The following is a 14,279-nucleotide window of genomic DNA, read 5'->3' as shown; positions in this document are numbered from 1 at the left end:
TCGTCCTCCGTGTTGCCTCGATGCGCATCGGGCGCTTCAGGGGTGGTTCATCCACTGCTTTCCCGGTTTTCCCGGTTCTTCGGGTTCTTCCCTCTTTTTGGAGTTTTTCCCGCAGGTCGCCGCCGGAAGGCCGGAACGGCCCGCGCCCCGCCCGGCGACGCCGGAGGCGCGAAGGGGCTGGTTGGGAGGCATCACGGCGCGCCTGCTACCGTGAGGCGTCGACTTCCTTTAAGACCCGTCCCGTGAGGCGGGAAAGGTGGTGTTCTTTTGGCTGACGCCGTTTCGCATGCCCAGGACGCGCGGGCGGTCCTCGAGGGACCCGACATCAACCGCGCCCTGATCCGCATCTCCCACGAGATCCTCGAACGCACCAAGGGTGCCGAGGACATCGTCCTGCTCGGCATCCCCACCCGGGGTGTCCACCTGGCCCGCCGCCTGGCCGGCCACATCGCCCGCTTCGAGGGCCGCCCGGTGCCCGTCGGGTCGCTCGACATCACGATGTACCGCGACGACCTGCGGCTGCGCCCGGCCCGCGCCCTCGGCCGCACCGACCTGCCCGCCGACGGCATCGACGGCAGGGTCGTCGTCCTCGTCGACGACGTCCTCTTCTCCGGCCGCACGGTCCGCTCCGCGCTCGACGCGCTCAACGACCTGGGCCGCCCGCAGGCCGTGCAGCTCGCCGCCCTGGTCGACCGCGGCCACCGCGAGCTGCCGATCCGCGCCGACTACGTGGGCAAGAACCTCCCCACCTCCAAGTCCGAGATCGTCAAGGTCTACCTGGAGGAGAACGACGGCCGCGACGCCGTCCTGCTGCTGAGGGGGGACGACCGGTGAGGCGCCATCTCATCTCCGCGGCCGACCTGAGCCGCGACGACGCCCTGCTCATCCTCGACACCGCCGACGAGCTGGCCAAGATCTCGGACCGCTCGATCAAGAAGCTGCCGACGCTGCGCGGCCGTACGGTGGTCAACCTCTTCTTCGAGGACTCCACCCGGACCCGGATCTCCTTCGAGGCGGCGGCCAAGCGCCTGTCGGCCGACGTGATCAACTTCTCGGCCAAGGGCTCCAGCGTCTCCAAGGGCGAGTCCCTCAAGGACACCGCGCTGACCCTGGAGGCGATGGGCGCCGACGCCGTCGTCATCCGGCACGGCGCCTCCGGCGCGCCGCACCGCCTGGCCGGCTGGGTCCGCGGCAGCGTCGTCAACGCCGGCGACGGCACCCACGAGCACCCCACCCAGGCGCTGCTCGACGCCTTCACCATGCGCCGCCGCCTGGGCCCGCTGGACGGCAGGAAGGTCACCATCGTCGGCGACGTGCTGCACAGCCGGGTGGCCCGCTCCAACGTCCTGCTGCTGAGCACGCTCGGCGCCGAGGTGACCCTGGTCGCCCCGCCGACCCTGCTGCCGGTGAGCGTCGGCTCCTGGCCCTGCGAGGTCTCCTACGACCTCGACGCCGTGCTGCCCAAATCGGACGTGGTGATGATGCTGCGCGTCCAGCGCGAGCGGATGAACGCCGCGTTCTTCCCCACCGAGCGGGAGTACAGCCGCCGCTACGGCCTCGACCGCGACCGCGTCGCCAGGATGCACGACGACGCCATCGTGATGCACCCCGGCCCGATGAACCGGGGCATGGAGATCGCGGCCGAGGTGGCCGACTCACCGCGCTCGACGATCGTCGAGCAGGTCGCCAACGGGGTGACCACGCGCATGGCCGTCCTGTACCTGCTGCTGGGCGGCGCCGACCTCGGGGGAGAGATCCGACAGTGAGCGAGCAGCGAAGCACAGTGATCAAGGGAGCGCGGATCCTCGGCGGCGAGCCCGCCGACATCCTCGTCCGCGGCGGGGTCGTCGAGGAGGTCGGCCAGGGGCTGACCGGCGACGAGACGATCGACGCCCGGGGCCTCATCGCCCTGCCCGGCCTCGTCGACCTGCACACCCACCTGCGCGAGCCGGGCCGGGAGGACGCCGAGACCGTCGAGACCGGCACCCGCGCCGCCGCCCTGGGCGGCTACACCGCCGTCCACGCCATGGCCAACACCGACCCGGTCGCCGACACCGCCGGCGTCGTCGAGCAGGTCTGGCGGCTGGGCCAGGAGGCCGGCCACTGCGACGTGCGCCCGGTGGGCGCCGTCACCGTCGGCCTGGAGGGCGAGCGGCTGGCCGAGCTCGGCGCGATGGCCGACTCGGCGGCCCGGGTGCGGGTCTTCTCCGACGACGGCAAGTGCGTCTCCGACGCGGTGCTCATGCGCCGCGCCCTGGAGTACGTCAAGGCGTTCGACGGAGTGATCGCCCAGCACGCCCAGGAGCCGCGGCTGACCGCGGGCGCGCAGATGAACGAGGGCGCGGTCTCCGGCAGGCTCGGCCTGACCGGCTGGCCCGCGGTCGCCGAGGAGGCGGTCATCGCCCGCGACTGCCTGCTGGCCGCGCACGTCGGCTCCCGGCTGCACGTCTGCCACGTCTCCACCGCCGGCTCGGTGGAGATCATCCGATGGGCCAAGTCCAAGGGCTGGGACGTCACCGCCGAGGTGACCCCGCACCACCTGCTGCTGACCGACGACCTCGTCGAGGACTCCCCGGTCGGCGCCTACAACCCGATCTACAAGGTCAACCCGCCGCTGCGCACCCGCGCCGACGTCGAGGCGCTGCGCCTCGCGCTGGCCGACGGCACGATCGACTGCGTCGCCACCGACCACGCGCCGCACCCGGTCGAGGACAAGGAGACCGAGTGGTCCGCCGCGGCGATGGGCATGATCGGACTGGAGACGGCGCTGTCGGTGGTTCACGAGGCCATGGTGGAGACCGGCCTGCTTGACTGGTCGGGTGTCGCCGAGCGCATGTCGTACGCCCCGGCCAGGATCGGCCGCCTGGCCGGTCACGGCCGTCCCGTCGAGGCGGGCGCCCCGGCCAACATCACGCTGTACGACGCCTCGGCGCGCGCGGAGGTGGACCCCTCGGGCTTCGCCTCGCGCAGCCGCAACACGCCCTACGAGGGCAGGACGCTGCCCGGCCGGGTCGTCGCGACCTTCCTGCGCGGCAGGCCGACCGTCCTGGACGGCAAGCTCGTCTGACGCCTCACCCCGCCGCCCGCCGTACGGTCCGCTCCGTACGGCGGGCGGGAGGGGCCGCCGGATCCCGGCCCGCGAAGGCGCGGAGCGCCGGGGGGAAGCGCACCCGACGACGCGTGCGCGGACGCGTGACGGCCGGCCCGCGCCCGGGAACGGGCGGGCGGGGCCGGACGGACGGCGCGTCTCACATCGTGGAGGCCCCCTCCACCAACATGCCTGATATTTCATACTTTGCGGAGCAGTGACCGATATGATCGGGGTTTTCGAGTGACCGCAGTGCTAGTGCTGGAAGACGGCCGTGTCTTCCAAGGGGCGCCCTACGGCGCCGAGGGAGAGACCTTCGGCGAGATGGTCTTCAACACCGGGATGACCGGCTACCAGGAGACGCTCACCGACCCCTCGTACCACCGTCAGATCGTCGCGATGACCGCGCCGCACATCGGCAACACCGGCGTCAACGACGAGGACCCCGAGTCCTCGCGGGTCTGGGTCGCCGGCTACGTCGTCCGCGAGCCCGCCCGCGTCTCCTCCAGCTGGCGCGCCCGCCGCTCCCTCGACGACTACCTCCGGGAGCAGGGCGTCGTCGGCATCGCCATCCCCGGCACCCGCGCCCTCACCCGCCACCTGCGCGAGCGCGGGGCCATGCGCGCCGGGATCTTCTCCGGCGACGCCCTCGCCACCGTCGAGGAGCTGGTGGAGCGCGTACGGCGCAGCCCCGGCATGGAGGGCGCCGACCTGGCGCGGGAGGTCTCCACCGCCGAGCCGTACGTGGTGCCGGCGATCGGCGCCAAGCGTTTCACCGTGGCGGCCGTGGACCTCGGGATCAAGGCGATGACCCCGCACCGGCTGGCCGAGCGCGGCTGCGAGGTGCACGTCCTGCCCGCCGCCAGCACCGCCGAGGACATCCTCGCGCTCGACCCCGACGGGGTCTTCTTCTCCAACGGCCCCGGCGACCCGGCCACCGCCGACGCCGCCGTCGAGGCGCTGCGCGGCGTCCTCGCCGCGGGCAGGCCGTTCTTCGGCATCTGTTTCGGCAACCAGATCTTCGGCCGGGCCCTGGGCCTGGGCACCTACAAGCTGCGCTACGGCCACCGCGGCGTCAACCAGCCGGTCCAGGACCGGAGCACCGGCAAGGTGGAGATCTCCGCGCACAACCACGGCTTCGCCGTACAGGCGCCGCTGGACGGGCCGTTCGACACGCCGTACGGCCCGGCGGAGGTCAGCCACGTCAACCTCAACGACGACTGCGTCGAGGGGCTGCGGCTCACGGACCGGCCGGCCTTCAGCGTCCAGTACCACCCCGAGGCGGCGGCGGGTCCGCACGACTCCGCGGGCCTCTTCGACCGGTTCTGCGACCTGATGGAGCAGCACGCGACCATGAAGACGGAGGATAAGGATGCCTAAGCGCACGGACATCCGGTCGGTCATGGTGATCGGCTCCGGGCCGATCGTGATCGGCCAGGCCTGCGAGTTCGACTACTCCGGCACCCAGGCCTGCCGCGTGCTGCGCGCCGAGGGCTTCCGCGTGATCCTCGTCAACAGCAACCCGGCGACGATCATGACGGACCCGGAGTTCGCCGACGCCACCTACGTCGAGCCGATCACCCCGGAGATCGTCGAGAAGATCATCGCCAAGGAGCGGCCGGACGCCCTCCTGCCCACCCTCGGCGGCCAGACCGCGCTCAACACCGCGATCGCGCTGCACGAGGCCGGGGTGCTGGAGGAGTACGGCGTCGAGCTGATCGGCGCCGACGTGGACGCCATCCAGGCGGGCGAGAACCGCGAGATGTTCAAGGCCATCGTCGGCAAGGTCGCCGCAGAGCGGGGCCTGAACGCCGAGTCGGCCCGCTCGGTCGTCTGCCACACCATGGACGAGTGCCTGGCCGCCGCCACGGAGCTGGGCTACCCGCTGGTGGTGCGCCCCTCCTTCACCATGGGCGGCGTCGGCTCCGGCTTCGCCCACGACGAGGACGGCCTGCGCCGCATCGCCGGGGCCGGCCTCGACGCCTCCCCGACCAGCGAGGTGCTCCTGGAGGAGTCCATCCTCGGCTGGAAGGAGTACGAGCTGGAGGTGATGCGCGACCGGGCCGACAACGTCGTCATCGTCTGCTCCATCGAGAACCTCGACCCGATGGGCGTGCACACCGGCGACAGCGTCACCGTGGCCCCCGCGCTGACCCTGACCGACCGCGAGTACCAGAACATGCGCGACGTCGCCATCGCGGTCATCCGCGAGGTCGGCGTGGACACCGGCGGCTGCAACATCCAGTTCGCGGTCGACCCGGCCACCGGCCGCATGGTCGTCATCGAGATGAACCCCCGGGTCTCCCGCTCCAGCGCGCTGGCCTCGAAGGCCACCGGCTTCCCGATCGCCAAGATCGCGGCCAAGCTCGCCATCGGCTACACCCTGGACGAGATCCCCAACGACATCACCCGGGAGACCCCGGCGTCGTTCGAGCCCTCGCTCGACTACATCGTGGTCAAGGTCCCGCGGTTCGCCTTCGACAAGTTCCCCGGGGCCGACGCGACGCTGACCACCCACATGAAGTCGGTCGGCGAGGCCATGGCCATCGGCCGGTCCTTCCCCGAGGCCCTGCAGAAGGCGCTGCGCTCCCTGGAGAAGAAGGACGCGGTCTTCACCTGGGCCGGGGAGCCCGGCGACAAGGACGCGCTGCTCGACGCCTGCCGCACCCCGCACGACGGCCGCCTGCGCGCCATGCAGCAGGCCATCCGCGCCGGGGCGACGCCCGAGGAGCTGTTCGAGGCCACCTCGGTGGACCCGTGGTTCCTCGACCAGCTCTTCGCGATCGACGAGGTCGCCGGCGGGCTGCGCCGGGCCCCGCGGCTCGACGCCGAGGCGCTGACCCTGGCCAAGCGGCACGGCTTCAGCGACGCGCAGATCGCCGAGCTGTGCGACATGACCGAGGAGCGGGTGCGCGACCTGCGCCACGCGCTCGGCGTGCGGCCGGTCTACAACACGGTGGACACCTGCGCCGCGGAGTTCGCCGCGCGGACGCCCTACCTGTACTCCACCTACGACGAGGAGACCGAGGTCCCGCCGGGCGAGCGGCCCAAGGTCATCATCCTCGGCTCCGGTCCCAACCGCATCGGCCAGGGCATCGAGTTCGACTACGCGTGCGTGCACGCCTCCTTCGAGCTGTCGAAGGCCGGCTACGAGACCGTCATGGTCAACTGCAACCCCGAGACGGTCTCCACCGACTACGACACCTCCGACCGGCTCTACTTCGAGCCGCTCACCCTGGAGGACGTCCTGGAGGTCGTCCACGCCGAGCAGCAGAGCGGCCAGGTCGCGGGCGTCATCGTCCAGCTCGGCGGCCAGACCCCGCTGGGCCTGGCCCAGGCGCTCAAGGACGCCGGCGTCCCGATCGTCGGCACCTCGCCGGAGTCGATCCACCTCGCCGAGGAGCGCGGCGCGTTCGGCCGCGTCCTGGCCGAGGCGGGCCTGCCCGCGCCCCGGCACGGCACCGCGACCGGCGAGCAGGACGCCCTGGAGATCGCCGCCGAGATCGGCTACCCGGTGCTGGTGCGGCCCTCCTACGTCCTCGGCGGCGCCGGCATGGCCATCGTCTACGACGACGAGACCCTGGTCACCTACATGTCCCGGGCCGGGGCCGCCAGCGACCACCCGGTGCTGGTGGACAAGTTCCTCGACGAGGCCGTCGAGATCGACGTGGACGCCCTGTTCGACGGCGAGGAGCTCTACCTCGGCGGCGTCATGGAGCACATCGAGGAGGCCGGCATCCACTCCGGCGACTCGGCGTGCTCGCTGCCGCCGATGACGCTGGGCAGCCACGACATCAAGCGCATCCGCGCGGCCACCGAGGCCATCGCCCGCGGCGTGGGCGTGCGCGGCCTGATCAACGTGCAGTACGCCATGTCGGCGAACATCCTGTACGTGCTGGAGGCCAACCCGCGCGCCAGCCGTACGGTGCCGTTCGTCTCCAAGGCCACCGCGGTGCCGCTGGCCAAGGCGGCGGCCCGGGTGATGATGGGGGCGGGGATCGCCGAACTGCGCGCGGAGGGCATGCTCCCGGCCGAGGGCGACGGCGGCACCCTGCCGCTGGACGCGCCCATCGCGGTCAAGGAGGCGGTGCTGCCGTTCAACCGGTTCATCCGCAGCATGAACGACGCGGTGGACACGGTGCTGGGCCCGGAGATGCGCTCCACCGGCGAGGTGATGGGCATCGACGAGTTCTTCGGCATCGCCTACGCCAAGTCGCAGGCCGCCGCCTACGGCTCGCTGCCGGTCAAGGGACGGGCGTTCGTCTCGGTGGCGAACCGGGACAAGCGCGCCATGATCTTCCCGGTGAAGGCGCTCGCCGATCTCGGCTTCGAGATCCTGGCCAGCGAGGGCACCGCCGAAGTGCTGCGCCGCAACGGCGTCCATGCCAAGATCGTGCGCAAGCAGAGTGACGGGCCGGGCCCCGACGGTGAACCGACCATCGGCCGGCGGATCCTGGACGGCGAGGTGGATCTCATCGTGAACACGCCCTTTGGCAGCCCCGGCCAGTCCGGGCCGCGGCTGGACGGCTACGAGATCCGCACCGCGGCCGTGCTGCGGGGCATCCCGTGCATCACGACCGTCCAGGGCCTGGCCGCCGCCGTGCAGGGCATCCAGGCGATCGTACGCGGCGACGTGGGGGTACGGTCCCTCCAGGAGCACGCGGAGCGGCTGAGGGGACGAGTGAGCGAAGTGGCCGGCGAAGGATGAGCCGTCCGCGGAGTGAGCGAGGAGCCGAACGCGACCGTGTGGACGGGCGGCTGAGGGGACGAGTGAGCGAAGTGGCCGGCGAAGGATGAGCCGTCCGCGGAGTGAGCGAGGAGCCGAACGCGACCATGGGCACTGCAGACTGAGGGGATGAGACCCGGGAGGACGTAGGCGGGGGGCGAGGCGAAGGAGACCACGGGCACGGCGGATCTGCGGGGCGGACGCCCCAGGCGGAGGTGAGGAAGACGCCTGTTACTCCGGTGCAGGTGACCGGCACGGTGCTGACGACGCGCCGGGTCGACGCCTACCATGCGCTGACCGTGGTGGCGCCCGGCATCGCCGAGCGCTTCCGGCCCGGTCACTTCGTGGCGGTGGCGGTCGGCGGCGCGCGGACGTCGTCGCTGACCCGCCGTGCCTTCTTCGTCCACGACGTCAAGCCCGACTACGGCGGCACCGTGGAGTTCGTCTTCACCGTGCGCGGACCGGGCACCGAGTGGCTGGCCGAGCGCCGGGCCCGCGACACACTCGACCTCGTCGGGCCGCTCGGCCGCCCCTTCCCGCTGCCCCGCGACCCGGTGGGCTGCGTCCTGGCCGGCGGGGAGCACGGCTCGGCCGCGCTGTTCCCGCTGGCCGACGCGCTCCAGCGGCGCGGCTGCCGGGTCGACTTCGTGCTCGGCGCGGCCTCCGCCGACCGGGTGTTCGGCGCGCTGCGCGCCCGCCGGATGGGGGAGACCACCACGCTGACCACCGAGGACGGCTCGGTGGGGATGCGCGGCAGGGTCACCGACGTGCTGCCCGGGGTGATCGCCGACGTGCGGGCCGACGCGGTCTACGCCTGTGGCCCGATGGCCATGCTGCGCGGCGTCACCGCCGTGGCGGTCGAGTTCGACATCCCGGTCCAGGTGGCCGTGGAGGAGCGGATGGCGTGCGGGACCGGCGTGTGCATGACGTGCGTGCTGCCGGTCATAGGGGACGACGGCGTCACCCGGATGGTCCGCTCGTGCGTCGAGGGCCCGGTCTTCCGGGGTGAGCGCGTCCGCTTCGACGATGTCGGAACGATCCCGTTCGACGCGCTGGGAGCGCCCGGTGGGGGATCGCGGCATGCCGGTTGACATGCGCACGTACCTGGGGCACGTGGAACTGGTCAACCCGATCACCACGGCCGCCGGGTGCGCCGCGTCGGGCGCCGAGCTGGCCCAGTTCTTCGACCTGGGCCGCATCGGCGCGCTCACCACGCGGTCGATCACGATGGCCCCCAGGGCGGGCCGTCCGACGCCCAGGATGGCAGAGACGCCCTCGGGCATGCTGAACTCCGTCGGGCTCCAGGGGCCGGGCGTGGACGTCTTCCTGGAGCGCGAGCTGCCCTGGCTGGCCCAGCGGAGCGTGCGGACGGTCGTCTCCGTCGGCGGCGGCACCGTGGCCGAGTACACCGCCCTGGCCCGCAGGCTCACCGACGCCCCCGGGGTGACCGCCGTGGAGGTCAACCTGTCGTGCCCCAACATCGAGGACCGCGGCCGGGTCTTCGCCCGTGACGGCGCCGCCTCGGCGGAGGTGATCGCCTCGGTGCGCTCGGTGATGCGCTACGACGTGCCCGTCGTGGCCAAGCTCTCCCCGGACGTGCCGGACATCGTCAGCGTCGCCCGCGCGTGCGTGGACGGCGGCGCCGACGCGCTCTCGATGATCAACAATCCGCTCGGCATGAGCATCGACACCGAGACCATGCGGCCCGCGCTCGCCGCGGTCACCGGGGGGCTGTCCGGCCCCGCCGTGCGGCCGCTGGCCGTACGCTGCGTGTGGCAGGTGCACGCCGCGCTGCCCAGCGTGCCCATCATCGGCATGGGCGGCGTGCTGACCGGCAGGGACGCCTTCGAGCTCATCCTGGCGGGCGCCTGCGTCGTCGCCGTGGGCACGGCCCTGTTCCACGACCCCTACGCCTGCATGCGGATCCTGCGCGAGCTGGAGGAGCTGCTGGCGGCCCGGGGGTTCAACCGGCTCGCCGACGCCGTCGGGCTGGCCCACCGCCCGCCGGGCTCATCGGCCCGGCACCGTACAGACCTGGAGGAGAGTTCCCTGTGAGGCCCGCACCCATCGCCGTCGCCCTGGACGCGCCCGACCTGGAGACCGCGGCCCGCTGGGCGGCCCTGGTGACGCCCCACGTCAGCACGATCAAGGTCGGCCTGGAGCTCTACCTCCGCTACGGCCCCGAGGTGATCGCCTCGGTGCGCGGCGCGAGCGGCATCGACATCTTCCTCGACCTGAAGCTGCACGACATCCCCAACACCGTCGCGGGCGCCGCCAGGGCCGTAGGACGGCTCAGACCGGCCATCCTGACCGTCCACGCCGGGGGCGGCCCCGCGATGATCTCAGAGGCCGTACAGGCCCTTCCAGACACGAAGGTGGCGGCCGTGACGGTGCTCACGTCACTGTCGGAGGCCGACCTGGAGCGGATCGGCCTCGCGGGCCCGTCCGGCGACGCGGTGCGCCGTCTGGCGGCCATGGCCGTCGGCGCGGGCGCCCAGGCGCTCGTCTGCTCGCCGCAGGAGGTCGCCGCGGTGCGCGGCGAGGTGGGGCCGGACATCACCCTGATCACCCCCGGTGTGCGCCCCGCGGGCTCCGGGAGCCAGGACCAGGCGCGGGTGGCGACGCCCGAGCGGGCGCTCGCCGACGGGGCGGACCTGCTCGTGATCGGCCGCCCGATCACCGGTTCGGCCGACCCCGGCGCGGCCGCCGCGGGCATCGCCGCGGCCCTCCGGAGGAGCGTCGTGACGGGCGGACGGCAGGTGTGATCTTCGTCGCTGAAAACGCCGTGTAGACCGTACTTTCGTCGACACCATGTCACAATCTCGTCACGCAGGGCGACAAAGTAGATTTTCTGGGGGGAGAAACCGGTCTTGACGTTGCTTGGAGCGTCATGACCAGCTAGTTTCCCTTCCCGTCCGAGTACATCGACAGGAAATTCGAGGTGACCCGGCGTGGCTCTTCCTCCCCTTACCCCTGAGCAGCGCGCCGCAGCCCTAGAAAAGGCTGCCAAGGCCCGCCGAGAGCGTGCCGAGGTTAAGAACCGTCTCAAGCACGGTGCCATCTCTCTGGCTGAGGTGCTCAAAGACGGGCAGGCCGACGACGTCATCGGCAAGATGAAGGTCTCGGCCCTCCTGGAGTCGCTCCCCGGCGTGGGCAAGGTCCGCGCCAAGCAGCTCATGGAGCGGCTCGGCATCGCAGAGTCCCGCCGCGTGCGGGGCCTGGGTGCCAACCAGCGGGCTTCACTCGAGCGTGAGTTCGGCGGAGCCGAGAGCTAGTCTCGGTTCACGCAGGACCATGTTCGTCCCGCTCAGGCGGGAAATGTCATCACGGGGGGTTTGGAGTGGCCGGATCGACGCGGCAGGGCGGCAGCCCTGCCTCGGGGAAAGCCGCTGAAAGCGGGTCCGGCGGCTCCACGTCCTCGGCCGCGGGCCGCGAGCGGGCGCAAGCCCTCTCCGGCCCGGCCGGCAGGCGCCTGACGGTCCTCTCGGGGCCGTCGGGCGTCGGCAAGTCCACGGTCGTCGCCGAGCTCCGGCGGGCACACCCCGAGGTGTGGCTGTCGGTCTCGGTGACCACCAGGAAGCCCCGTCCGGGCGAGACCCACGGCGTGGAGTACTTCTTCGCCGACGACGAGGAGTTCGACCGCCTGGTCGCCTCCGGCGAGCTGCTGGAGTGGGCCGAGTTCGCCGGCAACCGGTACGGCACGCCGCGCGGCCCCGTGCTGGAGAAGCTCGCCGCCGGGGTGCCCGCCGTACTGGAGATCGATCTGCAGGGCGCGCGGCAGGTGCGCGCGACCATGCCCGAGGCCCTCCTGGTCTTCCTGGCCCCCCCGACCTGGGAGGAGCTGGAGAAGCGCCTGCGCGGCAGGGGCACCGAGCCCGAGGACGTCATCGAGCGGCGCCTCGCGGCCGGCCGCGTCGAGATGGCGGCCGAGAGCGAGTTCGACCTGACTCTTGTCAACACGTCCGTCCGGGATGTATGCCACCGGCTGATAGCCTTGATGGCTGATGCTCCCGAGGCCTCGCGCCCCGGCCGTTCACCTAGCTAGGGGAAATCACACGTGGCTACCAACACCTCCTCCTACTCCGAAGGCATCACCAACCCGTCGATCGACGCGCTGTTGGAGATCGTCGACAGCAAGTACAGCCTCGTGATCTTCGGTTCGAAGCGGGCGCGGCAGATCAACGCCTACTACTCGCAGCTCGGCGAGGGCCTGCTCGAGTACGTCGGCCCGCTGGTCGAGACCCACGCGCAGGAGAAGCCGCTGTCCATCGCGCTGCGCGAGGTCAGCGAGGGCCTGCTCACCTCCGAGCCGATCGAGGGCTAGTCACACCGATGACGTCTGGCGAGGGCCCGGCGGCGGGCCGCCCGGCCGCGCCGGACGACGGCCCGATCGACGGTCTGATCGGCGACCCGGCCGGTGACCGGCACGGCCTCCCCGCTGACGCCGCGGCGCGCGCGGAGGGCCGGCCGCACCGCCCCTCCGTCGTCCTCGGCGTCAGCGCGGGCATCGCCGCCTACAAGGCGTGCGAGCTGCTGCGCCTGTTCACCGAGTCCGGCCACGACGTCCGGGTCGTCCCGACCCGCGAGGCCCTGAGGTTCGTCGGCGAGCCGACCTGGGCCGCGCTGTCCGGCAACCCGGTCGCCACCGACGTCTGGGACTCGGTGCACGAGGTCCCGCACGTCCGGATCGGCCAGGGCGCCGACCTGGTGGTGGTGGCGCCCGCCACCGCCGACGTGCTCGCCCGCGCCGCCCACGGGCTGGCCGGCGACCTGCTGACCAACACCCTGCTCACCGCCCGGTGCCCGGTGGTGTTCGCCCCCGCGATGCACACCGAGATGTGGGAGCACCCGGCGACCAGGGCCAACGTCGCCACGCTCCGCGAGCGCGGCGCGATCGTCATCGACCCCGCCGTGGGCCGTCTGACCGGCGCCGACACCGGCCGCGGCCGGCTGCCCGACCCCCGCGAGATCTTCGAGGTCTGCCGCCGGGCGCTGCGCGGGCGCGGCCCCGATCTGGCCGGCCGCCGCCTGGTGGTCTCCGCCGGGGGCACCCGCGAGGCCATCGACCCGGTCCGCTTCATCGGCAACCGCTCCTCGGGCCTCCAGGGGTACGCCCTGGCCCGCACGGCCGTCGCCCGCGGGGCCGAGGTCACCCTGGTGGCCGCCAACGTCTCGCTGCCCGACCCGGCGGGGGCGACGGTGGTCCGGGTGGAGTCCGCCCTGGAGCTGCGCGAGGCCGTCCTGGCGGCGCTGGAGGGCGCCGACGCGGTCGTCATGGCCGCCGCCGTGGCCGACTTCCGGCCCGCCGCGCAGCACGACTCGAAGATCAAGAAGACCTCGGCCGGGCCCGAGCCGGTCCACCTGGTCGAGAACCCCGACATCCTCGCCGAGCTGGGGGAGCGCCGCCGCGAGGGGCTCAAGCCGTACCCGCGGGTCATCGTGGGCTTCGCCGCGGAGACCGACGACGTCCTGGCCAACGGCCGCGCCAAGCTCGCCCGCAAGGGCTGCGACCTGCTCGTCGTCAACCAGGTGGGTGCGGGCCTGGCCTTCGGCACCCCGGACAACGCGGCCGTGGTGCTGGGCGCGGACGGCGGCCGGACAGATGTGCCCCGCGGTCCCAAGGAGGACCTCGCCGACGTGGTCTGGGACCTCGTCGCCGAACGCCTGGCCTGACCCGCCGCCCGCCACGGGTCCTCCGCGGACCCCGGCCGTGTCCTCCGGCGGGTACGGCGGGCACCTTCCGGGTTCTCGGCGGGGTCCCGGCCGGTGCCCGCAGGGGGCGTCCGTCCCGGCTGACGCCGACCGGTGACGGGCGAGGTTCCCGGCGGATCTCCGTAAGCGCTTGCCGGGGTTCCCCCGTAGGCGGATACTTCGTCCGGAAGGTCGTGGAACGCGTCCGGCCGGGAGGAGTCCACCATGCCGGTGTCCGCCGCCGTCCGGGCCCGGTGCCGCGCCCTGCTGCCCCCCGGTGAGGACATCCGCTACGTCCTGCCCGCCCTGTCGGTGGGCTCACCCGGGATGGCCACCTTCCTGATCGTGGTCTCCAGCCGGTCGATCTTCGTCCTGTCCACCCGGTTCTTCGACCGGGACATGCCGACCTCGGTGTACGCCACGCACGCGCGCCGTACCCGCCTGGGGCCCGTCGAGTTCTCGGTGGGCGCGGCCATCGAGCTGGGCGGCATGGTCTTCGAGATCGAGGAGGAGTACGCGGCGGTGATCTCCGCCGCCGACGCCGAGGTCTTCGCCCCCGAGACCCTCCCCCCGGACCCCCTCCCCGACCTCTGACCCCCACCCCGCCCCCGAGCCGCGACGCGCAGCGTCGCCATGAGCACAGCGGCACGATGCGAGATGTCGGCACCGGCCCCGACACGAGATGATACGAACGTGATGGTTTCGCGGCGCCGTCACAGGGGGGGCTAGACTTCGGCGGAGCGCTACTGGCGTCGTGCCGACGCCAGAGCCCCA

General features: G+C 72.5%; 13 protein-coding genes. All 13 read left to right on the top strand.

What is annotated here, in order from left to right; genetic code table 11:
* Positions 1 to 267: 267 nt before the first annotated feature.
* The 13 genes from pyrR to ACZ6W9_RS06290 all read left to right on the top strand — a co-directional run bounded on the left by pyrR (position 268) and on the right by ACZ6W9_RS06290 (position 14,099).
* Positions 268 to 834: a bifunctional pyr operon transcriptional regulator/uracil phosphoribosyltransferase PyrR gene (pyrR, locus tag ACZ6W9_RS06350; RefSeq protein WP_389954826.1), complete on the top strand. Its 567-nt coding sequence runs from the start codon at positions 268 to 270 to the stop codon at positions 832 to 834.
* Positions 831 to 1,766 carry an aspartate carbamoyltransferase catalytic subunit gene (locus ACZ6W9_RS06345; RefSeq protein ID WP_389954824.1) on the top strand — a complete coding sequence of 312 codons (936 nt, stop codon included), beginning with the start codon at positions 831 to 833 and terminating at the stop codon, positions 1,764 to 1,766. Before pyrR ends, ACZ6W9_RS06345 begins: the two co-directional genes overlap by 4 nt.
* Positions 1,763 to 3,067, top strand: coding sequence for a dihydroorotase (locus ACZ6W9_RS06340; RefSeq protein ID WP_362934556.1), 1,305 nt, complete (start codon positions 1,763 to 1,765; stop codon positions 3,065 to 3,067). Before ACZ6W9_RS06345 ends, ACZ6W9_RS06340 begins: the two co-directional genes overlap by 4 nt.
* Before the next feature lie 264 nt (positions 3,068 to 3,331).
* The gene (carA, locus tag ACZ6W9_RS06335; protein WP_389954821.1) at positions 3,332 to 4,468 is read left to right on the top strand and encodes a glutamine-hydrolyzing carbamoyl-phosphate synthase small subunit; all 1,137 of its coding nucleotides are present in this window, start codon (positions 3,332 to 3,334) and stop codon (positions 4,466 to 4,468) included.
* The gene (gene carB, locus ACZ6W9_RS06330) at positions 4,461 to 7,796 is read left to right on the top strand and encodes a carbamoyl-phosphate synthase large subunit (RefSeq protein ID WP_470116829.1); all 3,336 of its coding nucleotides are present in this window, start codon (positions 4,461 to 4,463) and stop codon (positions 7,794 to 7,796) included. Before carA ends, carB begins: the two co-directional genes overlap by 8 nt.
* A 257-nt stretch (positions 7,797 to 8,053) precedes the next feature.
* The gene (locus ACZ6W9_RS06325; RefSeq protein WP_389954815.1) at positions 8,054 to 8,905 is read left to right on the top strand and encodes a dihydroorotate dehydrogenase electron transfer subunit; all 852 of its coding nucleotides are present in this window, start codon (positions 8,054 to 8,056) and stop codon (positions 8,903 to 8,905) included.
* Positions 8,895 to 9,869 carry a dihydroorotate dehydrogenase gene (locus ACZ6W9_RS06320; RefSeq protein ID WP_362934565.1) on the top strand — a complete coding sequence of 325 codons (975 nt, stop codon included), beginning with the start codon at positions 8,895 to 8,897 and terminating at the stop codon, positions 9,867 to 9,869. The genes ACZ6W9_RS06325 and ACZ6W9_RS06320 overlap by 11 nt, the downstream gene beginning before the upstream one ends.
* Positions 9,866 to 10,579 (top strand): orotidine-5'-phosphate decarboxylase, encoded by a 714-nt coding sequence (gene pyrF / locus ACZ6W9_RS06315; RefSeq protein ID WP_389954810.1) that lies wholly within the window; start codon positions 9,866 to 9,868, stop codon positions 10,577 to 10,579. The genes ACZ6W9_RS06320 and pyrF overlap by 4 nt, the downstream gene beginning before the upstream one ends.
* A gap of 186 nt (positions 10,580 to 10,765) precedes the next feature.
* Positions 10,766 to 11,089, top strand: a complete 324-nt coding sequence (gene mihF, locus ACZ6W9_RS06310; RefSeq protein ID WP_012889515.1) for an integration host factor, actinobacterial type — start codon at positions 10,766 to 10,768, stop codon at positions 11,087 to 11,089.
* 197 nt (positions 11,090 to 11,286) lie between these two features.
* On the top strand, positions 11,287 to 11,859 hold the full coding sequence (gmk, locus tag ACZ6W9_RS06305) for a guanylate kinase (protein ID WP_389956275.1): 573 nt from the start codon (positions 11,287 to 11,289) through the stop codon (positions 11,857 to 11,859).
* Between the two features lie 12 nt (positions 11,860 to 11,871).
* The gene (rpoZ, locus tag ACZ6W9_RS06300) at positions 11,872 to 12,138 is read left to right on the top strand and encodes a DNA-directed RNA polymerase subunit omega (protein ID WP_362934571.1); all 267 of its coding nucleotides are present in this window, start codon (positions 11,872 to 11,874) and stop codon (positions 12,136 to 12,138) included.
* Positions 12,139 to 12,146: 8 nt separating this feature from the next.
* Complete coding sequence (gene coaBC / locus ACZ6W9_RS06295; protein ID WP_389954806.1) at positions 12,147 to 13,487, top strand: bifunctional phosphopantothenoylcysteine decarboxylase/phosphopantothenate--cysteine ligase CoaBC; 1,341 nt, start codon at positions 12,147 to 12,149, stop codon at positions 13,485 to 13,487.
* A 243-nt stretch (positions 13,488 to 13,730) separates the two neighbouring features.
* Entirely contained in the window at positions 13,731 to 14,099 is a 369-nt protein-coding gene (locus tag ACZ6W9_RS06290) for a hypothetical protein (RefSeq protein WP_389954803.1), read from the top strand.
* The last annotated feature ends 180 nt before the right edge of the window (positions 14,100 to 14,279 follow it).

The organism is Streptosporangium sp. NPDC053982 (assembly GCF_055585205.1).
The sequence above is the reverse complement of the archived record's forward strand: the minus strand, read 5'-3'. Positions and strand labels throughout refer to the sequence as shown.